Below are 21,528 nucleotides of genomic sequence, written 5' to 3'. Positions count from 1 at the left end.
TGGCTTTCCCATTCCTTTCCCATTCATTAGGCATTCAGCAACGGATTCATATGGACACATGCCCCTACTCCGTCTTCCTCCAACAACTGCCGGACATCGTCGGGAATCGGCACGGCAAACATGCGCCCGTTCTCCTCTTTCACCCATCCTCTTAACTCAAAACCGTGGCCGGTTCGCACATCTTGGCGGAACACTTCATGGCGCAGCTTGATCGTTTTCCTGTTGACTTCTTCCGCCGTTGTTTTAATCGTAATAATGTCATCGTAATATAACGGGCGCTCAAACGTACAGCCGACATCAAGCAACGGAAGAATGATATTTTGTTCTTTCATCAGTTTTGCTGGTGACAATCCTATGCTGCGGAAAAACTGATGGCCGGCAATATCAAACCATTTAAAGTAGTTGGGGTAATAGACGATGCCGGCTGCATCGGTATCGCCAAAGTTGACGCGCAGCTGAAACTCGTTTTGCTTCATAGCCGATCGTTCCTTTCGCCTCGTTCATCGTTGTTTCAATAGTTGCCGCAGTTTAAATCGCTGAATTTTTCCAGTGGCTGTTTTCGGGAGTTCGTCGATCAATTCGATGATGCGCGGGTATTTATAGTGGGCCAGATGTTGCTTTGCAAATTGCTTGAGCTCTTCTTCCTTCTCGGCTGAACGAGGAACGCCGTCTTTCAACACGACGAACGCTTTCGGAACCACCAACCCGTTTTCATTTTCCACGCCTACCACGGCCGCTTCCAACACGTCGTCATGCCGCAGCAGACAGTTTTCCACCTCGATCGGGGAAACCCAAATGCCGCCGACCTTCAACATGTCATCGGAGCGTCCGCAATACCAGTAATACCCTTCTTCGTCGCGGTAATATTTATCGCCGATATACAGCCATTCCCCAACGAATTTTTGCTTGTTTTGCTCGTGAAGGTTCCAATATCCATGGGCGATCGAGTCGCCGCGAATGATCAAGTCGCCTACTTCATTTGACGGCAGTTCATTCCCTTGTCCATCAATGATTTTTACTTCGTAGCCCGGGACTTCTTTTCCGGAGCTGCCCGGTTTGACGTCGCCAATGCGGTTGGAAATGAAAATGTGCAACGCTTCCGTCGAACCGATGCCGTCTAAAATGTCGACCCCAAACAGCTGTTTCCATTTATAATAAAACGATGGCGGCAACGCTTCGCCAGCAGATACGCAAACACGCAATGAGCTAACATCAAAGCGCCGGCCCGTTTTTTCGACATAATCAATCATGGCGCCGTACAACGTCGGCACGCCGAAAAAAATCGTCGGCTTGTACGTTTCAATCGCCTGAAACATCACCTCCGGCGCAGGCCTCTCTTTTACAAGCACGGTCGAAGCGCCGACGCCTAACGGAAAATACATTCCGCCGCCAAGGCCATACGCGAAATACAGTTTCGACGCCGACAGACAGCGGTCATTTTCGTTGATTTCCAGCACTTGTCTGGCGTATGTGTTTAACGCATATTCCATATCGTGCTGCAAATGGATGATTCCTTTCGGATCCCCAGTGCTTCCTGAACTGAACAGCCAAAACGCTGCATCATCCTTGTTCGTCGGCGCCGCTGCCAGCTCCCGATCCGCGCAGGCGAGCAACCGATGAAAGGAAAGTGTGCCCTCGACGGAATTGTTATCGCTTTCATGAATAACGATGACATCTTGCAAAAAGGCAAACCGCTCGCGAATCAACTGAAGGCGCTCCCATAAGTCTTCATGAATGACTAACCCTTTTGCACGGCTGTTGTTTAAAAAATATTCGTAATCTGACGGCTGCATCATCGTATTGACTGGAATCGGCACTGCTCCAATTTTGATGGCGCCAAAAAACGTATAGATAAACTCGGGAGTATCGTGGCAGATCATCACCAGCCGATCCTCTATCCGATAGCCAAGCCTCCTCAGCATATTGCCGGTTTGGTTCACCTTTTCCTGCAATTCTCGGTAAGAAATTTGCTCATCGCGATAATAAATGGCTGTCTTCTTGCCCAATCCGCCCTGAACGTTATGGTCAATAAACACCCCTGCCGCATTGTACAGCCTTCCGAACCCGCGCAATTCCATCGTTCACCATCCCATTCCTCATGAAATTGAACTGCCCGGTAAATCGGCGTGCCAAACAACTGGGCAGCGAAGCCCTCGAAAGGATGAACCTGCCCCTTCATAAGGGCTCCGCTAACCACACATTAAATGCCTTTCCAATTCGGTTGGCGTTTTTCCAAAAAGGCGCTCAGCCCTTCTTTCGCGTCTTCGGAGCGGAACAGCAAGTTTTGCAGCTCCCCTTCATAGCGGATCGCCACATTGAGCGGCATTTCTTTCCCATTCATGATCGCCAGCTTGATGTTCGAGACCGCGTACGTCGCGCTATTCGCGAGCTTGCGTGCATACTCCCGCGTCCGCTCTCTCGTTTCCGCCTGCGGGAACACCCGGTTGACCAGCCCAATCTCCAATGCCTCCTGCGGCGTGATCGTTTCGCCCGTAATGTTCATATCGAGCGCCCGCGAATAACCGATGAGCCGTGCCAGCCGCTGCGTCCCGCCCGTTCCGGCCAATACGCCAAGCGATACTTCCGGCAGCCCGATTTTTCCGGCTTCATCACCCATAAACCGCAAGTCGCACGCCAACGCCATCTCCAACCCGCCGCCAACCGTATGCCCTTCTAAGCAGGCGATGTACACTTGCGGCGAACGCGCGATTTTGTCGAGCGTCTCATTGCAGAACAGGCAAAATTGCGTTTTAAAGCGCGGGTCAGCCGACCGCAAAAAGTTGATATCCGCTCCGGCCGAGAAAAACTTCGGCACATCACTCATGACGATGACGACTTTGATGTCTGGGTCAAAGCGGATGTCATCGATCGCTGCGTTGAATTCTTTGTAAAATTCGAGATCATACGAGTTCGATTTGTTAATGTGCAGATGAATCTCGGCAATTCCATCTTGCTTAAAAACGGTTAAATATTGTTTTTTCGTTTCTACAGCTGTCATTGTTCATTCCCCTTCCTTCAAAAATGATTTGATTGTTTCACGCAGACAACGACGGATAGACATTGCTTTGAAAAGTTCATTTCCCTTGCGCTTCAAGAGAGAGAAAGAATACCGTCTGTTCCTCACCTCCTTGTGTGCCGTTGTTATTTCAACTGAACGAAAGGTTCAGCCGCAACCGTTTTCAATTCCTGCTGCAACCGTTCAACGAGCTTGACTCCGTTCGGCAAGTACCCTTCCTGTTGCAGCTCTTCCTTGCTTTCAACCTTTTTTAACCAAGCCGCCGTCTCGTTCGCTGCAGCGTTCAACGCTTCGCGGAAACGATGCGGAACAGCGCCGCGGTCATGAACGAGCTGTTGAGCCCAATGTTTGGCGTATACAAGATGATCTTGTTGTTCTCGGATCAACTTCTGGATTCGCGATACAATGGCAGGATGGTTGGCATCAAGTGCGGATTGCAAAACAACGTCAATGGCGGTGTTTGTTGCATATAGTGCGGCAATGAGGGTGATCCAGTTATGAACGTTGATGGCGCTGGCCAGCGCTTTTCCGGTTTGTCTGTATATTTCCGGCTTTCTTCCTTTCAAACCGCGCAAATCAAAACACCAGTTGTATAACAAACGCGCATGTCCCAGCTCTCCTTGCGCCATCGCGATCGATGCCAGCGTGGCTTCCAAATTGGGACCGCTGACCCCAACCTCAACGAGGCGGTCGCCAAGGACGTATTTATTGTCAGCGATCGTTTCGAGCAACTCAATCAGCGAATGCACAGCCGGCTGCATTTGTTCCATTTTAAGCCCTCTCCCCTCTTTTAGGCGAATAGCCACTTCGGTTTTCTCACCCAAATGAGCTCGCTGCGGTCGACAACGACCATTTCCGCCCAATCTTCCTCATCGTACGTATAAGAAGCATACACTTTCGCCAACTCCTCGTTTTCCGCCTCCACCGTGCCGATGTGGGACAGTTGGTCGCCCCGTTTCATCCGTGCGAAAATATCAAACGTTTTTCGTTGTTGGACCGCTGTCATGTAGAGCTCACCCCCCAATATTTCAATTTCTCGCGCCCTTCTGGACTGATCCGATCGACCGTCCACGGTGGATCCCAAACGACGTGAATATGCACGTCGCGAATCTCTTCTTCCTTGAGCAGACGGTTGCGAATGTCTTGCTCGATCCACTCCATGCAAGCGCATGATACCGCTGTATACGTCATGGTCACATGAAGCTCGTCGTCCACTTTTTCAATGCGGTAAATGAGCCCCATATCGACGACGCTGATTGGAAATTCCGGATCCATCACTTCTTTCAGCGCCTGCCAATACTTTCCCGTTTCGACGTTCCGTTTGTCCATCACACCGCTTCCTTTCGCAGTTGTTCGAGCTCTTTGGCCCCACGTTGAATTCGTTCCACGAATTCCTTATTTTTCGGGCCCCGCTGTTTAAACCGTTTGATGACGTTGTCCCACGTATCCGGCTGATCGAACAGCCATTTTTTGTTCACCGGATCAAATTTGCACGGGAACGGCACATCAAGCACGTATTTTTGTTGCTCCTCATCGTAATGGGCTGGGACTTTGACGCCGATCGATTCGCAGAACGGAACGGCCGTTGACAGCCATTTTTGCCGCAGTTCGTCATTCGTCCGCCCTTTTAAGCGGTACTCCAGCTGCGCTGAGCGGCTTTTCAACCGATCCTCGACCCCGAAAAACTCGAGCGCCATTAAAAACATCCAGTCAACCGCTTTTTGCACTTCTTCGCGCAAATTCGGATCCTGCATCGCTGTTCTCATAATGATCTCGCCGTTGCGAAGATGAAACAGCTCCTCTTTGTCCACTTTGACGAGCGCCCGCTTCCATGGTCCGTACGATGTATGCTCGAACGCATCGCCAAGAAGGGTGTAGCCCGCACGATCGAAAAAGGCGTTAAAGACGCCAAGTTCAATCCAGTTTGAGAGTTCGAAGTCGAAAGCATACGGATTTTTCCAGCAGTGCGGCTCTCGTTCATAGAGCAATTGATCGACGTCTTCGCCCAAATCTTTCAACAGCCGATAGGCGATGTGGGCATGGCCGATTTCATCCTGCATAATGGCCAGCGCTGTGATTTTGCTGTTTAACGTCGGCGCTTGATCGTACACCGTAAGCAGCGGCGGGACGCTCAGCAACTCGGTGTCGCCGACGATCGTCAGCGTCTGTTTCAACGCGTTTAAATACTCTTCGTTCATATCGTCAATGCCTTCGACGATAAATCCATTTTGGACTTTCTCCTTTAGCAGCGTCGCTTGGTCCATATTCCCACCTTCCTTATTACGTTTTTTAAACTATCGTATTCTATACATAATGTTAATACAACGTAAAGATTATTGTCAACATAAAAATAAGAAAAATCCGAAAATTATTTTCAGTCGGAAGCCCCTTTTATTTTCGTTGATCGCCTGTCCGTTCTGTTGGTTTGTTCCAGTCGATCATTTTTCATAGTATGAAACATTTGTTTTCCGTCCGTGCATTTTTCATAGAATCACCAATCGCACAACAAGGCACAAAAAAGCCAGCTGTCTAACAGCTGGACATCGGTCATTGTCGATAAATGATTGCATGTCGATGCTCCTCTTTTTGCAATTCGCCGACAGACACCAAATATTCCAAATGCGCCAGCGTCTCGGCCACCGCAAACCGCCATTGGTGCGCCGTCAATGGCTTATGGCCGAACACACAATGGGCGACTTCATAGGCGGTGCGCCCCGTTCCTGCTAGCGCTTTCATTTTTTGCAACCGTTGTTCGTGGTGGCGGAAAAGATCACCGATCCGCTCGCGAAATTGGCGAATGACCGCGCCATGGGCAGGCAGAGCCACATCCACCTCCAGTTCCTCCACTTTGCGAAGCGAGGCAAAATATTGCTCGAGCGGGTTCGGATGGGCGCCCGGCCATACACTAATGTTCGGAGTGATGCGGTCAAGCACATGGTCCGATGCAAGCAACTGGCGCGATTCCGGCTGATAAAAGCTGATCAATCCATCGCTGTGCCCCGGGACCGGGATGACCGCCCATCGCCGCTGCCCCAGCACAATTTCCGAACGATCCAAAACGGTTAGCACCGGAAACGGGCTGACGCGCAACGACAGCTTCCACATGCTCTCCTCAATGTCCGTTACCAACTCATCCGGCACGCCATGACGGCGAAACATGGCACCCACTTCGCACGCCTGGACGCTCTCTTCCCCCCACACTCGTTCCGCCATCGCATAATCCGGCTCGCTGATCCAGACAGGCGCCTCCGTCTGCTGTTGCATCCACCCGGCCAAGCCAAAATGGTCCGGATGAAAGTGAGTGATGTAAATGGCGCGAACGTGCCGCGGTTTGATTCCAAGTTGCCGAAACACTGCTTCCCAGGCGCGAATCGCCTCAGGATAGCGAAAGCCGACGTCGACGATGCTCCATCCATCCGTTTCCCGACCTACGTAACAATAGACATACTTCATCGGAAACGGAACCGGGATCGGAACACGGTAAATTCCATCTCCCACCATTTCTATTTCAATCTGCGCCATCCTTTTCCCCTCCCCCTGATCTTTTTCTTCCCCGTTCACGCGCTCCCTTAAGTGGACATGCTAAGCGCCGACATCCGAAAACCTATTTTTTGGACGCCTAAATCATTTCCATAAATGGATTAATCGCCTTATCGCGGTTAAATGTCACCTCACGATCCGGTGCGGCCTCAAACAATGTTTCAAAATAACGGATGGCCGGAATGGCGAGCAACTGGTGGACATTGAAAAACAGCTCCCGCGCTCTCGTTCCGCTCCAATCATCAGGCAACAAGTCGTTCGGGAATCCTGGATCGATAAAGAAAAAGCTCCGATACTCATGCACGAGCTTCGTCCGTTCAATGAAGCATTCGCGGTCGGTCAGTTCATTGTTCCAAGCCCGATGTTGGAACTCTTCGTACTTTCGTTCGTACGTTTCAATAAACCGGTCATACTCCTTGGCGATGTACGGGAAATCCCAGCCGCGCTCGATGATTTGCTCATTGCTGTGCGACACGATGGAGCTCGCCGTAAACAAAATGACGTACGGCTCCAAATGATAGTCTTTAACCCATTCCATCACTTGCGGCTCGATCGGATTCGGGCTCGCCCACGTCCCGTGGGAAATGAGACCAAACCCCATCAAGCTCAATTCTTTGCGAATTTGGTTGCGCAGCTCCCGTTTTTGCTCGGGAACGGAGTACGTCAACACGCGCCATTGACCGTCCCATTTGTAGTTCCGTTGCGAATAGACGCGGTTGAACCCGTCCATCATCGTCCGTTTCCCTTTCGGCGTCAGCGAGTAATAGCTGTTGTTGCCGATTTTCCGCACCTCAAAAAACCCTTGCTGCACCATGCGCAACGCCGCTCCGCGGATGGACGACTCGGAAATGCCGAAGTGGGACATCATTTGGATTAAGCTTCCGATCCATACTTCGTTCCCATAATGTTGAATATATTCTCCAAATAACGTAAACATGAGCGATCTCGGCTTCACCGCTGTTCACACCTTGTCTTTTTTTGAACTTTTCTTTATATTATGGTACAAATCACCTTCCCTTTCAAGCGTTGAAATGCATATTGTGCCATAAAAACATATCGGCCGTTTCGGCCGATATGCGTTCTCAATGCCTTTCCAATTCAGTTGCCGTTTTTCCAAAAAAGACACTCAACCCTTCTTTGGCGTCTTCGGAGCGGAACAGCAAGTTTCGCGCCTCCTGTTCGTAGCGAATCGCCACATTCAGCGGCATTTCTTTCCTGTTCATGATCGCCAGGTTGATGTTTGGAGACCGCATACGTCGTGCTTACTCGCGAGCTTGCGTGCATACTCCCGCGTCCGCTCTCTCGTTCCCGCCTGCAGAAACAACCGGTTCACCAGCCCAATGTCCAACGCCTCTGGCGGCGTGATCAAATGCCAAATAGGTTCAACGGTTTAGCGCCGATATAAGAAACAACGCTTTTGGTCTCGGTATACAAGTTCAACGTCTCAAGAGCCAGCTCGCGGCCAAATCCCGACTGCTTGTATCCACCAAACGGCGTGCCTGGGAAAGCGGAAATCGGCGAGTTGATCATGACAATTCCAGCGCGGATGCGCGCGGCAACGCGATGGGCTTTTCCGTGGTCTTTCGTCCAAACGGCTGATCCTAATCCAAAAATCGTGTCGTTCGCCAGCTCGATGACCTCTTCTTCATCGTGAAACTTCATGACGACGACAACCGGACCGAAAATTTCTTCCTGCGCCACCCGCATGTCGTTTCTTACATTGCCAATAATAGTCGGCATGTACCAGTAGCCTTTCGCGAATTCCTCACCTTCCGGAATTTTCCCACCGTATAAAATTTCGCCTCCTTCCTCAACCGCCAGCTTGACATAGCTGTCGATCACTTGCTGATGGCTTCGCGAAATGACCGCGCCCATATGCACCCCTTTTTCAAATGGGTTGCCGACGCGGATGCGGGAAGCTTTTTCGATCAACTTTTCCATAAACTCATCATAAATGTTTTCATGCACAAACAGCCGCGAACGCGCTTCGCACGACTGGCCCGTGTTGTAAAAAATGCCATAAAGCGAACCGTTGACCGCCGCTTCGATATCACAATCATCAAACACGATGTTCGGTGATTTCCCGCCAAGCTCCAGCGTCACCCGCTTCAACGTCTCCGAAGCGCGCCGCATAATATCCTTGCCCGTTTCCGTCTCCCCGGTGAAGGCGACTTTGTCAATTCCAGGATGTTCGGTCATATACGGGCCGATTTCGGAACCGCTTCCAGCAATAACATTGACGACGCCGTCCGGAACCCCGGCCTCTTGGCAAATTTCCGCCAACATATAAGCGGTGATCGGTGTATAGCTTGCCGGCTTTAACACGACTGTGCATCCGGCCGCCAATGCCGGGGCGAGCTTCCAAGCCGCCATCATCAACGGATAGTTCCACGGGATGATTTGACCGCATACACCGACTGGCTCTTTGACCGTGTAGTTGAAAAAGCCATTTGGCACTTGGTTGACATCGCCTTGTAACGTAATTGCCGCGGCCGCATAAAATTCAAAATCCTCAATCGCTTGCATAATTTGTCCTTTGGCCGCATCAACCGTTTTACCGCTGTTTAGCACTTCCGCATACACCAAGTCATCGAATCGCTCTCTCATCAAGTTGGCAATTTGATTCAACAGGCGAGCTCGCTTCGCCCCCGTCATTTTTGGCCATTTCCCCGATTCAAACGCCGTGCGCGCCGCCTCGACGGCATGGTCTACATCTTCTTTCGTCGCTTTGGCGACGGTCGCAATCACTTCTTCTGTCGCCGGATTGACCGTTTCAAACACTTCTCCGTTGCTGCTCTCGACATACTGGCCGTTAATAAACAGTGGATAATGTTGCTTGATCCTCATCAGTGGCTTCCCCTTCCTCCTTGGCATCGTCTCTCCATCTCACCCGCTCAAACACGCTTTTGCATTGATGACAATAGTATTGCGAAACGAGCTGAGCGGTCCCAAACATCGATAGCGGCGCTACGTTCGTTGAGCCGCAAAACGCGCAGCGCACCTCCCCGCGTACCGGCATCGGCTAGACACCTCTTATTATTATGTTTTATTTAATATCGTCAGTTTAACATAATAATACGGAAATTCAAACGTGTTGTCAATCATTAGACTGAAAAAAATGAAAATTTATAATCTTTATTGTACCCTTTCATTCGACCCGAGGTGGCTCATGGCTTTTGAATTATATGGAACAGAAACGGTCGTCTTGATCAAGAAAAAACGACGGGACGCGTTACATCCCATCGGGTTTCCTCAAAAGCCTTGAAACAGTAGAGCAACGTTGCTCCACTGCCTGACTCGTTTCCCCACATCTGTTTTTGCCGTACACTCCCTTACGCCAACTCGCCACGTTTCATTCCGTCGTTTCCACTTTCAAGAAGTGATAACACCCATTCTTTTATATTGATCTCCGAAGCAGGATACATCAATGAATCGGTTCACCAACATCACAACCCGTTTCTTTCCGTCATCTGCTGGCACTATTGAATCCCCTTTTCACTATGATTTTGTCCATTCACTGCAGCGTTCGTGTCGCCCATATGCACGAACCATCAAACCAGGCGACATAGAAAAAGCCGGCGAGCGCAATACCGCCGGCTTGTGGGACACGCAAAAAACGTTATTTGTCCTGCTGATTGCCCGGACGCTCTGGAGTCATTCCTTCGGCAAACTCCACCGCAGCAGGCCGCGTCGTTCCCATCCGCCGGCTCATCCAGCGGTTGAGGCCGCGAATCACGTTTCGCATCGGGCCTTGCGTCATCGGCGCCATGCGTCCCCCTTGTCTCGTCCCCAACATCGCGGCTGCCACCGCTCCTAAGCTTACGCTGACGAGCGTCCAGATGGCGTTATTGTTTCTTCGCCGTCTAACAACCCCCAACCATGGATTCCACAACCCGCGGCCGCGCTGAACGCGGAACAGACGGAATAAGCGATCCATTGTACCTCCACCTCCTTTTGCTCGACAGCTCCCGTTCAACGGTTAGCATACGTTGCCTCTAAAAAGTCATACGTGGAAAACATTAGATGTAAACAGGGAGGGTGTTCTATATAAAAATTTCCATATATTTCACTATTTTCGTCCCTTTCATGTCCCTATATACTGAATTCGTATATACAAACAAACGGAGGTCACGACATGAAAAACATCGTTCCTTTTGCCTTGGCCGCATCCATAGCCACTGTATGGCCAGCTTCAGCGTTCGCCATTGAACGCAACGATCCAGCTTTAGAGCAGTATTTAAATGAAGCAGGGATCACAGTCGAAGAGCTGGAAAATTATTTGGACTATGAAGGCTATTCGCTCGATGAGTTTGACAGCGTGGACGAAATGCGCCGTGAGTTCGGCGAGCCGCTCACGGAAGAAAATTTAGCTCAGTTGCTCGCCAAACACGGATTGACCGAACAACAGCTTCGACAAATGCTCATCGACAATGGAGAAATGGAAGAGTCACAGGCCATTACTGATGTGTTTTTATTTTACAATGATCTGGAAGAATATATCGAACTGTTTAAAGATTACTCCGTTCCGATCACTGATGAAACGCTGGCCGCCTTTCTAAACGAACGCGGAATGACAAAGGAAGAGCTCATCGCCCTTCTTGATCGGCACGGCGAATCGTTGGCCGATTACCACTCGATCGGCGAGCTGAAAGATATCGTCGATTATTATCGAAATTTGACGCCGTTGACCGAAGAAACATTAAACAAATTTTTACAAGAAATTGGCATGACGAAAACGCAATTGGAAAAACTGCTGTCTAAAAACGACGATTCGCTTGACAATTATGCGACGGTCGAGGAACTGTCGGAGTCAGTCATCGACTACTTGCTTCCGGATTTAGACGAGCTTGGTTTGACGGACGCAGAGTTGGAAAAGCTCTATAACCATTTTGAATCGCTGAATATGGAAGATCCGCAATTCGCCGAGAAAATGGAAGAAATCGGCCAACGGCTTGAGGCGATCGGTGCGTACGATTTTACGAGCGTGACGGAGCTATCGCCAACGCAAATCGCTGAGATCGCCAATGTATGGACCGACCTGCTTTCCACATTTCAGCTGGAAGCGAAGTTTTATTTGACAAAAGGTGGCGAGAAAAAGCCGCTCAGCCTGTCGACGCTGCTGACAATGGAATCAGCGAACGGCTACGATTTGCTTGTTGAAATTTACAGCACCGAAGGCGAGCTACTGGCTGATTTTGTCGTGACCGAAGAGATGTTTGCCTCCGACATATTCGATGAAATCGGCAAAGACTTGCAACAGAGCGGCCAGGCAGCGAAAATCGAAAAAGTGGTGAAACCGGCGCCGCCGAAACCGCTGAAGCGGACCGAAGCCGGAGCGAAACTGCCGAAGACGGCATCCCCGTATGCCGCTTATATGCTTTTTGGTTTGACCTTAATCGGTGTCGGCGCATTCCTTGTCCGCTTCCGCCAAGGAGCCGAGGCGAAATAAATGAACCGGAAACGGCTCGTGCGCTTTTTTGGAGCAAGCTTGATCGCAGCAGGAATCGCCGCAGTCGGCATTAGTGCTCTGAAATGGAAAAGCGGCCTGGAAGCGGTCAAGCCGCTGGCCGCTGAAACAAAGCGATCAGTGGACGCCGCACCGATTCAAATCCAGGATCCACTCTACCCAAAGCTGCCAAAAATCGGTGAACAAATCGGCGAGCTTATCATCCCGAAGCTCAACATGAGCCTAGCGATTTACCACGGTACAGATGAAAACGAGTTGGAAAAAGGGGTCGGCCATTACGCCGGCAGTGTCCTGCCAGGAGAGGCGGACAACTGCGTGCTTTCTGGCCATCGTGACACGGTCTTCCGCCGTCTTGGCGAAGTCGGCCAAGGCGATATCTTGATCGTCCGTACGTCCGCCGGCACATTCACCTATAAAGTGCGCAAAGTGCGCATCGTCGACGCCGACGACCGGACGGTCATCGTTCCAAAGCCGAAAGCGACACTCACCGTTTCCACGTGCTATCCGTTCCGCTACGTCGGCCCTGCTCCGCAGCGGTACGTGCTCGTCGCCAACTTAATCAATGATCGCTCTTAACCTTGCAAAAAGCGAAAGGATGGCCGAAACAAGGGCCATCCTTTTTTACTTCACTTCGTACGCGGTCCAAGTCGGCTTTTTGATTTTCGTCGACAGCGAGACAATTTTCCGTTTCACTCGGGCTGCTTCCCCTCCCGCTAACGGCATCGGCTGATAATTGTTTCTTGTCGTCACCGATGAAATGCGAAATGGGATGACGCGGATTTCTTTTTTGGCCGTCCGCTTGCCGTTTTGAAAAGAGAACACTTGCTGGAAGACAAACGTATCTTTGTCGCTCGGATTTTTGTTTCCGCCGAACATAAAATTGCCAAGGCTGTAGACGATGAACTTCCCTTTATACTCCTCAATCCCTTGAATGACATGCGGATGATGGCCGACGACCAAATCGGCGCCGCTGTCAATCGCAAAGCGGCCGAGCGCCTTTTGCGTGCTGTTTGGCACATAGCTTCGTTCCACTCCCCAATGGAAATGGACGAAAACGATGTCGGCTCCTTGTTTCCGAAGCGTGCGAATATCGTTGGCGATTTGCTTGCGCAACGTGCTGGTGTTGCTCCAGCCTTCATAGCCAAGCGCTCCAACTTGAATGCCTTTGACCGTTTTCAACAGCCGGAGCGTGCGGCCGAAATAACCGATGTTTTCCTTTTTTAAACAGGCAATCGTGTCATTGTATCCTCGTTGCAAGTAATCGTATGTATGATTATTGGCCAGATTCACAGCATCAATGCCGCCATAGGTTAAGATTTTCGCATAACTCGGGTGGCCGCGAAAACGAAATTTCTTGCTTGCCTTCCGCGTTGAGGTCGTCAGCGTCGTTTCCAAATTGACGGTCGTAAAATCGTCCTTTTTGAAGATCGGCTCAATGTGTTTCGTAAAATAGCGCAAGCCGTGCTTCTTCGCTTCTTCATCAAACGAATACGCATAACCGTAGTTTTCATCACGCCCAAGCGTCACATCGCCCGCCGCGCTGATGGTGATGCGCACTTCGTTCGGGTTCGGCGCCGCTTGTTTGGCAGAGGCTGACGCTATCACCATCTTATCGATCGGACTCGGCAACGGTGGATGCTCGATTGTTTGCCCCGCCAGTTCGTTTGGCGCTGCCAGCACTTCCTCGACGCCGCGATCAGCCGCATTGCTGCAGGAAAATAAAAAGACGGACGCCATACACATAAGCGCCGCATTTCTTCCCTTGATCCATGCGTTCATATTCCCTCTCCTATCAATCTATTTTCTTCAAACTACCACAACTTCTGCTAATGACGTATTCAACACACCCCCTATTTATCCCTTTTCTTTCCCTCAATTTAGGAGTGATGACCTAGCCAAGCCATGATATAATGAGCTTGTAGGCGTTTCCTCTCCTATTTCCACATCTTGGACTCCTCACGTTTCATGGTTGAAACGCCCCGAGTGAATCCCATCTCGATAAGGAGGTTTCTTCATGGAAGAGCTGTTGCGGCAGTTAACCACACTTGTTCAAGGACTTGTCGATGACATGTCCGTCCTGAAGCAAGACATGCAAACGGTGAAGCAAAAATTGGGTCAACTTGAACAACGGGTGGACAAACTTGAGCAACGGATGGACAAACAGGAAGAAGAGCTGCGCTGGCTGAAGGAGCAGATGAAAGAAAACACGGAAATGATCAAAGCGATCCGCGACAATCAACTCGAACAGCGCAGCATTCAAGACGGCATGCGCCATGAAATCGCCAGCCTCCGCGGAGAAATGGCCGGCATTCGCGAGCAAATGGCGACAAAAGAAGACATCTCCCTCATTCATCAGCGGCTTGATTATCAACTTGGCCGCATCGCGAGAGTGGAGGAGGAGATGCATTTGCTGAAGAAAGCGGATTGACACTCCACACGCTTAAAGGCGTGGGATTCTTGGGTCGCTCACGTCCTCATCCATTTCTGGTTCGGACCACGCCCAAGTTCAGGGGTGTGTCATCACCCCGTCCCATCGGGTTAGGATGTACCCCCATGAGCGGCGCACCTGTGACCAGTGCGCCTGCTAGTACGACATAGACTCCTGCAGCAAACGTGATTCCTTGCATAAGAGAGAAGACAAGAAAATTGACACCGCCGCTTAACTCCTTCTCGATAAACGATTTTCCGGCAAACGGAGCAACGACAAAAAATAACAGCACCATTGTCAACGACATAGCCACCGGTGTATCACGAAGAAAACTCTATGATTTTGGCGCTTTAATATCTTCAATATCTTCCCTAAATCCGTGACAAAACATCTTTACAATAGTCGCAAACTGTTGATACGATAAAAGAAGACGACGTTAACGACTTTTCATCAAGGAAACATTTCTAGAGGGAGGATTTCATTGTTTAGGGATATAAAGATAAAATTGATATCAGGGATACTAACTTCAATTAATTCAGGTTTTTTATATTATCTAATTGAATCCAAAGGTGTCACTGTATCAAAGGAATTAAATATTTTAGAGGGACTATTAGAAGTTCTTGTCAAGTCCTTACTCTACTCTATAATATGTGTACTTCCGCTAGTTATTTTGTTCGGTATACCAATCTCCTTATTGATAGACTACGTATTACAAAGAATAAATCAAATGAATCCTCCTATATCATTTCTCATGCATGCTATAGCCTATTTTATTATCGTAATAATATATTGGGTGATCAATTTTGGAGTAGATAAAATAATATATATAGGGGAGCCTGAAATAGCCTATAATGTATTTTTATTTGTGTATACCCCTTGTGTTTTTTGGATTATAACATACTCAATAAAAAAGCAATATTTAAGAAAATAAAATCGATACAACTTACATTTCGCACCCTACAGTTTGGAAAAATTATTTATTTGATTTTTTAGAATAACTTTCCGATCAACACGATTAGCGATGGCAATCTTTTTTGCCATCGCTAATCGTTCCGTATGACATTACACCTAAATGCCCTTGTCTATGCCTGGTCCTTGCAGAACCCTTCACTGATTAAGGAGATCGGTTTCCCGAACGAGCATTGGATTTGCCTATCCGGCAGCTCCACCTGGACGCTTGTCCGGTTGGTCAGGTCAGTTTCCGGCCTCCTGCAACACCCGATTTGTCTCTTCCGCCGCCTGATCGAGCGCGTTTTGCGGATCGATTCCTTCGTACAACCGTTCCATCGCTTTCACGACATGTTGCCGAGATTCAGGGAAGACGGTGATGAGCGCCCCTTGGGTAGCAGGGGTTGATTTTGTTTCATGCAGCTGATCCACCGTCACTTTTAATTGTGGGTATTTCGCCCACTCCTCTTTGACGAGCGGCTCATCGTACGCAGCCGGGTTAATGGCAAAATACCCTGTGCGCACATGCCACTCAGCTTGGACAGGAGCGGTTGTCAAGTATTTCATGAACTCCCACGCCGCTTTTTGCTCCTTTTCGCTGCTTCCTTTCATCATCCAGAGCGAAGCGCCGCCAATTACGACGCCTTGACGTTCCACGCCATCCGGGACAGGCAAATACGAAACGCCAACGTCAAATGGCGAGTTATCGATCAACGTTTTTACACCAGCGGACGAATCCAAATACATGGCGATTTTTCCTGCTTGGAAGGCGGCGCGCATGTCGTCCCAGTTTTGACCGGCGTTGTAAAACGTGCCGTCTCGGTACATGTCGCTGATCAGCTCAAATACGCGCTTCCCCTCATCTCCATTGAATACCGCTTTTGTCGCATCACTGCTCCGTCCATTGTTGTTGTTCACATACAGTCCGCCTTGTACGGCCACCATTTCTTCAAAAAACCAGCCGTAGTTCAAAATCGAGAATCCGTACCGTTCGGTTTCTTTTCCTTTTTTCTTTGTCAGCTTTTTCGCCGCTTCCTTCAACTCGCTATAGGTGAGAGGCGGTTTTTCCGGATCAAGCCCGGCTTCGCGGAACGCATCTTTGTTATAAATGAGTACAGGGGTGGATGAGTTAAATGGCATCGAGTAAATCCGCCCGTTCACGGTATAATAATTGACAATGTTTTTCTCCCATTGTGAGACATCATACTTGTCTTTATCGATCCACGTTTGCACTGGAACAATCTTTCCACTGTCGATCATATGCTTTGTTCCGACTTCAAACGTCTGCATGATCGTCGGGGCGTCTTTTGTCCCTGCTGCCGCATTCCATTTCGTCAGCGCCTCCTCATAGGTGCCTTGAAATACTGGCTTCACCTCAATCTCTGGATGGGTTTGGTTAAAATCAGCGACAATGTCATTTAAGACCGGCTCCAAATCCCCGCTCATCGAATGCCAAAACACCACTTCTGTTTTGCCTCCCGCCGCTTCGCCCGCATCTTCGCTTGAGCATCCCGCGGCAAATCCAATAAACATTAAAGCTAAGAAACTGGCTAAAACCTTTCTCATCTTGTTTCTCCTCCTCGCTATTGAATCGCTCCTTGCATAAGCCCTTTTCGCAATTGCTTCTGTCCAGCAAACAACAGCAACAAAGTTGGAAGCATCGCGATAACCGCCGCTGCCATAACGACGCCCCAGCTGCTGGCGATCTCTTGCGTCTGCAGCTGCTTGAGCCCGATCTGCACGGTGCGGACACGGTCATCGTTTGTAACGAGCAGCGGCCATAAATACATATTCCAAGCGTCCAAAAAACTATAAACAGCCAGCGTCACCAAACTCGTTTTTGAAAGCGGCAGCACGACGCGGCAAAAAAAGCGGAAATTCCCCATCCCAGATAACTGCGCCGCCTCATACAGCTCGTGCGGAATTTGCTTAAACTGTTGCCGCAATAAAAAGATGCCAAACGCCATCGCCCAAAACGGCACGATGAGTCCTGCGTAATGGTTTGTCCAGCCAAGCGCTTGGATGGTCAAAAAATTTGGGATCACAGTCGCTTCCCACGGAACGAGCATCGTGGCAATGCACACGTAAAACCACCGATCCCGACCGGGAAAGCGGAGAAACACAAAAGCGAAAGCGGCGAGACTTGACACGATGAGGCGCCCCACTGTAATCATGAAAGCCACAAAAAAGCTGTTCCATAAATATCTCCCAAGCGGAGCCTGTTGAAACGCGGCCTCATAATTGACCAATGTCCCCTTCTCAGGCCATAGGCGTCCTGACAAAATAGCGGCTCCATCCATCAAACTCATCAGAAGAGCATAAGCCACTGGAAACAAGATTACAACCGAGCATAGGCATAACAACACATAGTGAGCCGTTGCCCGCGCTATTTTCATTGGTAGTGCACCTTCCTCTCAGCAAACCGAAACTGCAAAAACGTGACGATGGCGATGATGAGAAAAAGGACAAGGGCTTGCGCGCTCGCGGAACCAAACTGATAGTTGACGAACGCTTCCCGGTAAATCGCGTAAACGAACACATTCGTAGCCTCCACCGGCCCGCCTTTCGTTAAAAAGTCAATTTGTCCAAACGTTTGCAGCGCTTGAATAAGCGAGACCGTCGTGACAAAAAACAACGTTGGCGACAACAGCGGCACAGTCACTGTCCACAGCTGCCGCCAATAGCTCATTCCAGCGATGCGGGCGCTTTCGTACAAGGATGGATCGATGTTTTGCAGACCGGCCAGCAACAATAAAAAGGTCAGTCCGATATTCATCCAGATCGTCGCCGCCGCCACCGCATACAATGCCGTGTCCTGGTCAAGAAGCCATGAAACAGGAGTCCCGCCGATCGCGGACACCAAACGATTGATGATCCCGATCGCCGGATTGTACATAAACATCCAAATCACCGAAGCGACTCCCACGCTCATCCCCATCGTAGAGGCAAAAATCGTCCGAAAGATCCCGATTCCTTTCCGTGTTTCATGAGCGAGCAACGCTAAACCGAACGAAACGGCGACCGTCGTCGGGACAGTGAGCGCCGCAAATAGAACCGTCGCCTTCAAACTATGCCAAAACGATGCATCTTGAAGAAGAGCAACAAAATGCGCCAAACCGACAAATTCCGTCGGGTGCCCTTGATAATCGGTGTGAAACACGCTTAAATACATCGTTCTCCCCAACGGGTAAAAGAGAAACACGCCAAACAGTAGGAGCGAAGGACAAAGATACACCATCCCTTCCAACCACGATTTTATTGCGGCCTGCCGCGCCTCCCGCTTCGTCCGGACCGACCATGGCGCTGGGGAGGGAACCGTTGAAACACGCTCATTCATTGGTGAACCCACACCTCCTCCCGCTTGATGGACGGGGCTCCAATTCGCTTTCCAGACGCATCGAAAAACAGGAAATCCTGCTCATCAAACGTCAATGGCACCACTTCTCCCAAACGGATGCGCCATTGTCCATTCCATCGTGCTGTCCAATAAAGATTTTTTGCCAACTCAAACGTCACTAACGTTTCATTGCCGAGCCACTCGACATGGCTGACTTTGACGGCCATAGATTCTTCTCCTGATTCCGCCGGCTCAATATGTTCCGGCCGCAGTCCGACGATCACCCGTTCAGCCTTCGGCAAAGAACGACGCCGAAGACGGATGGGCCGCTCGTTTTGCAATAAGAGGGAATGGTTCAGCACATGCGCTTCCGCCAAATTCATCGGCGGTGTTCCGATAAATGAAGCGACAAACGTGTTATCTGGGCTATTGTATACATCAAGCGGACTGCCGATTTGTTGCGGACGGCCATCATGCAAAATCATCATCCGGTCAGCCATGGTCATCGCTTCCGTCTGATCGTGCGTGACATAAATCACAGTCATGCCGAGCTGACGTTGCAAACGTCGAAGCTCGCTCCTCATTTTCGCACGCAGCTTGGCATCTAAATTGGAGAGCGGTTCATCCATCAAACAAAGCGGAGTCTGCGCGACAATCGCTCGCCCTAAGGCAACGCGTTGACGCTGCCCCCCTGACAATTCCCGCGGCTTCCTATGCAGCACATCGGTCAATCCAAGCAATTCCGCCGCTTCCATGCAACGTTTCACTTGTTCTTCTTTCGGCACCTTTTGCGCCTGCAAGACAATCCGCATATTTTGCTCCACCGTCAAATGGGGATATAGCGCATAATTTTGAAAGACCATCGATAACCGGCGGGCGTGAGGGGGCCAATCATTCGCCACTTGTCCATCGATCAATACATATCCTGATGTCAGCGGCTCAAGGCCAGCGATCAGCCGCAAAATCGTGCTTTTGCCGCATCCCGATGGGCCGACAAGAACAAAAAACTCCCCTGATTCAATCGCGACATTCACATTCTCGACCGCGCTCTTTTTGCCTCCATACGATTTCGTCACCTCAACCAGCTCAAGAAACGCCATCCGCTTTTCTCCCCTTTCCTCTTTTTCTATTCCATCGTAATCCATTTTTGTAAACACCATCTGAACTTATTTTTTGATTTATGTAAATATTTTTTGAATAAAAAAAGAAGCTCTGCCAACGCAGAGCATCCTGTCACAGATTTGTAATCTTTTGGATCATCTGTTTTCCCTGTTGATACAAACATCAGCGTGATATTAACGAACGCCCTTCATGAGCCGCTGAATGCTCGGGGCGAGCAAAAACAAGATGACGCTTAACACAACCGCCGCCCCGCCGATCGTGCCGAAATAGGCCGTTTCGTTTTCGGGCGTATAGAAGCGCACAAGCTGAGCGTTGATCGCTTGCGCGGCGGCGTTCGATAGAAACCAAAGGCTCATCGTTTGCGCTGAGAAAGCGGCAGGGGCAAGTTTCGTCGTCGCCGACAGGCCGACCGGGGACAGGCAAAGCTCCCCGAGCACGACGATGAAGTAGCTTAACACGAGCCAAATCGGATGGACAAGCCCTCCGCCGCTCAAATGCCCCGGCACGAGGATAACGATGAACGACAGGCCGGCGAACAACAAGCCGAGCGCGAATTTTTGCGGGATCGTCGGCTGCCGTTTGCCAAGCTTCACCCACATCCACGCGAACACCGGAGCCAAAATGATAATAAATAACGGGTTCAGCGACTGGAACCATGCAGGCGACAAGTGGATGCCTGCTACATCCAACTGCGTCCGCTTGTCCGCATAGTTCGCCAAAATTGTCGATCCTTGTTCTTGAATCGCCCAAAACATCGCTGAAGCGACGAACAACGGAATGTAAGCGATCACGCGCGACCGCTCCTCCGCCGTCGTTTTCGGGCTGCGGTACATGACGACAAAATAGATGATCGGGATGATGATTCCTAAGATGCCGACAAGGGAAATAAACGTTTCCACAGTGAACCAACCGTTCGGAATCAAGATTGCTAGCAGCACGGCAATCACGACCGCCCCCACGGCCATGATCGAAGCCGCTTTTTTCTTTTCTGCCGGCGTCAGCGGGTTGGGCACGTACGTCCCCGCCAACCCGAGGTTTTTCTTTCTTGTCGCCACAAATACGACAAGCCCGAGAAACATCCCGACAGCTGCAAGGCCGAAGCCAAGGTGGAAGTTGTACTTCATCCCGGCCGTCCCAACAACAAGCGGAGCCAAAAAGGCGCCAAGGTTAATCCCCATGTAAAAAATGCTAAATCCGGCGTCGCGGCGGTCATCGCCAGGCTTGTACATATCGCCGACAATGCTCGAAACGTTCGGTTTCAACAACCCGGTTCCCAAGACGATGAGCGCCATCGACACAAACAGCGCCGTCACCCCGCCCGGAATCGCCAGGGCGATATGACCAGCCATAATGAGAAGGCCGCCGTAAAAGACCGCGCGCGACGTGCCAAACACCCGGTCGGCAAGCCAGCCGCCAATGATTCCGGACATGTATACAAGCGCCCCATAAATCGACATAATCGCGAGCGCCAGATGTTCATCAAGCCCGAGCCCGCCTTTCGATACTTCGTAATACATGTAGTACACTAAAATGGCGCGCATGCCATAGTACGAAAAGCGCTCCCAAAACTCGGTGAAAAAGAGCGTAAACAGCCCTTTCGGATGGCCGAAAAAGCCGCGCTGGGGAACGCTGGCAGCGATTTGTTGCTTGTCGATCGATGACATAACCAC

General features: G+C 50.2%; 21 protein-coding genes and 2 pseudogenes. 3 read left to right on the top strand and 20 right to left on the bottom strand.

Annotated elements, in window-relative coordinates; genetic code table 11:
• Positions 1-26: 26 nt before the first annotated feature.
• The 13 genes and pseudogenes from B1A75_RS05645 to B1A75_RS05585 form a co-directional block, all read right to left on the bottom strand.
• The gene (locus B1A75_RS05645; protein WP_011231476.1) at positions 27-476 is read right to left on the bottom strand and encodes an acyl-CoA thioesterase; all 450 of its coding nucleotides are present in this window, start codon (positions 474-476) and stop codon (positions 27-29) included.
• Positions 477-500: 24 nt separating this feature from the next.
• Positions 501-2,078, bottom strand: a complete 1,578-nt coding sequence (locus B1A75_RS05640; protein ID WP_079935879.1) for a benzoate-CoA ligase family protein — start codon at positions 2,076-2,078, stop codon at positions 501-503.
• A 122-nt stretch (positions 2,079-2,200) separates the two neighbouring features.
• Positions 2,201-2,998 carry an enoyl-CoA hydratase/isomerase family protein gene (locus B1A75_RS05635; protein WP_013145073.1) on the bottom strand — a complete coding sequence of 266 codons (798 nt, stop codon included), beginning with the start codon at positions 2,996-2,998 and terminating at the stop codon, positions 2,201-2,203.
• Positions 2,999-3,141: 143 nt separating this feature from the next.
• Positions 3,142-3,786 (bottom strand): Phenylacetic acid catabolic protein, encoded by a 645-nt coding sequence (locus tag B1A75_RS05630; RefSeq protein WP_013145072.1) that lies wholly within the window; start codon positions 3,784-3,786, stop codon positions 3,142-3,144.
• Positions 3,787-3,806: 20 nt separating this feature from the next.
• Positions 3,807-4,022: a hypothetical protein gene (locus tag B1A75_RS05625; protein WP_023633576.1), complete on the bottom strand. Its 216-nt coding sequence runs from the start codon at positions 4,020-4,022 to the stop codon at positions 3,807-3,809.
• Positions 4,019-4,345, bottom strand: coding sequence for a metal-sulfur cluster assembly factor (locus B1A75_RS05620; protein ID WP_020279574.1), 327 nt, complete (start codon positions 4,343-4,345; stop codon positions 4,019-4,021). The genes B1A75_RS05625 and B1A75_RS05620 overlap by 4 nt, the downstream gene beginning before the upstream one ends.
• Positions 4,345-5,280, bottom strand: a complete 936-nt coding sequence (locus B1A75_RS05615; RefSeq protein ID WP_011231481.1) for a Phenylacetic acid catabolic protein — start codon at positions 5,278-5,280, stop codon at positions 4,345-4,347. Before B1A75_RS05615 ends, B1A75_RS05620 begins: the two co-directional genes overlap by 1 nt.
• A gap of 283 nt (positions 5,281-5,563) precedes the next feature.
• Complete coding sequence (locus B1A75_RS05610) at positions 5,564-6,538, bottom strand: MBL fold metallo-hydrolase (protein WP_023633574.1); 975 nt, start codon at positions 6,536-6,538, stop codon at positions 5,564-5,566.
• A 97-nt stretch (positions 6,539-6,635) separates the two neighbouring features.
• The gene (locus B1A75_RS05605; protein WP_013523988.1) at positions 6,636-7,511 is read right to left on the bottom strand and encodes a PaaX family transcriptional regulator; all 876 of its coding nucleotides are present in this window, start codon (positions 7,509-7,511) and stop codon (positions 6,636-6,638) included.
• Positions 7,512-7,640: 129 nt separating this feature from the next.
• A pseudogene (locus B1A75_RS20740) lies at positions 7,641-7,922 on the bottom strand (enoyl-CoA hydratase/isomerase family protein); the annotation flags it as partial.
• The gene (locus tag B1A75_RS05595; protein ID WP_407066664.1) at positions 7,922-9,403 is read right to left on the bottom strand and encodes an aldehyde dehydrogenase family protein; all 1,482 of its coding nucleotides are present in this window, start codon (positions 9,401-9,403) and stop codon (positions 7,922-7,924) included. The pseudogene B1A75_RS20740 and the gene B1A75_RS05595, both read right to left, overlap by 1 nt.
• Positions 9,369-9,575 (bottom strand): PaaD-like zinc ribbon domain-containing protein, encoded by a 207-nt coding sequence (locus B1A75_RS05590; protein ID WP_013145068.1) that lies wholly within the window; start codon positions 9,573-9,575, stop codon positions 9,369-9,371. Before B1A75_RS05590 ends, B1A75_RS05595 begins: the two co-directional genes overlap by 35 nt.
• Before the next feature lie 600 nt (positions 9,576-10,175).
• Positions 10,176-10,493 (bottom strand): hypothetical protein, encoded by a 318-nt coding sequence (locus B1A75_RS05585; RefSeq protein WP_033012771.1) that lies wholly within the window; start codon positions 10,491-10,493, stop codon positions 10,176-10,178.
• 198 nt (positions 10,494-10,691) lie between these two features.
• Between B1A75_RS05585 and B1A75_RS05580 the strand changes: the two genes are divergently transcribed.
• Both B1A75_RS05580 and B1A75_RS05575 read left to right on the top strand, forming a co-directional pair.
• Complete coding sequence (locus tag B1A75_RS05580) at positions 10,692-12,005, top strand: processed acidic surface protein (RefSeq protein WP_079935878.1); 1,314 nt, start codon at positions 10,692-10,694, stop codon at positions 12,003-12,005.
• Positions 12,006-12,599, top strand: a complete 594-nt coding sequence (locus B1A75_RS05575) for a class D sortase (protein WP_079935877.1) — start codon at positions 12,006-12,008, stop codon at positions 12,597-12,599.
• A 45-nt stretch (positions 12,600-12,644) separates the two neighbouring features.
• Here B1A75_RS05575 and B1A75_RS05570 read toward each other — a convergent pair whose 3' ends face one another.
• A complete protein-coding gene (locus tag B1A75_RS05570; protein ID WP_079935876.1) occupies positions 12,645-13,802 on the bottom strand; it encodes a CapA family protein in 1,158 nt (385 codons plus the stop codon).
• 235 nt (positions 13,803-14,037) lie between these two features.
• On the opposite strand from B1A75_RS05570, the gene B1A75_RS05565 reads away from it, so the two are divergent.
• On the top strand, positions 14,038-14,451 hold the full coding sequence (locus B1A75_RS05565) for a hypothetical protein (RefSeq protein ID WP_047757971.1): 414 nt from the start codon (positions 14,038-14,040) through the stop codon (positions 14,449-14,451).
• A gap of 151 nt (positions 14,452-14,602) precedes the next feature.
• Here B1A75_RS05565 and B1A75_RS05560 read toward each other — a convergent pair.
• The 6 genes and pseudogenes from B1A75_RS05560 to B1A75_RS05530 form a co-directional block, all read right to left on the bottom strand.
• A pseudogene (locus B1A75_RS05560) lies at positions 14,603-14,812 on the bottom strand (PTS transporter subunit IIC); the annotation flags it as partial.
• 833 nt (positions 14,813-15,645) lie between these two features.
• A complete protein-coding gene (locus B1A75_RS05550; RefSeq protein WP_014196063.1) occupies positions 15,646-16,965 on the bottom strand; it encodes an ABC transporter substrate-binding protein in 1,320 nt (439 codons plus the stop codon).
• 17 nt (positions 16,966-16,982) lie between these two features.
• Positions 16,983-17,795: a carbohydrate ABC transporter permease gene (locus B1A75_RS05545; RefSeq protein ID WP_025039051.1), complete on the bottom strand. Its 813-nt coding sequence runs from the start codon at positions 17,793-17,795 to the stop codon at positions 16,983-16,985.
• A complete protein-coding gene (locus B1A75_RS05540; protein WP_021322413.1) occupies positions 17,792-18,736 on the bottom strand; it encodes a carbohydrate ABC transporter permease in 945 nt (314 codons plus the stop codon). Before B1A75_RS05540 ends, B1A75_RS05545 begins: the two co-directional genes overlap by 4 nt.
• The gene (locus B1A75_RS05535; RefSeq protein ID WP_033012400.1) at positions 18,733-19,836 is read right to left on the bottom strand and encodes an ABC transporter ATP-binding protein; all 1,104 of its coding nucleotides are present in this window, start codon (positions 19,834-19,836) and stop codon (positions 18,733-18,735) included. Before B1A75_RS05535 ends, B1A75_RS05540 begins: the two co-directional genes overlap by 4 nt.
• 195 nt (positions 19,837-20,031) lie before the next feature.
• Positions 20,032-21,522, bottom strand: coding sequence for a peptide MFS transporter (locus B1A75_RS05530; protein ID WP_020278624.1), 1,491 nt, complete (start codon positions 21,520-21,522; stop codon positions 20,032-20,034).
• Positions 21,523-21,528: the final 6 nt, after the last annotated feature.

This window comes from Geobacillus sp. LEMMY01 (genome assembly GCF_002042905.1).
In the GTDB taxonomy this organism is placed as follows: Bacteria; Bacillota; Bacilli; order Bacillales; family Anoxybacillaceae; genus Geobacillus; species Geobacillus proteiniphilus.
This window is presented reverse-complemented; position numbering and strand designations above follow the sequence as displayed.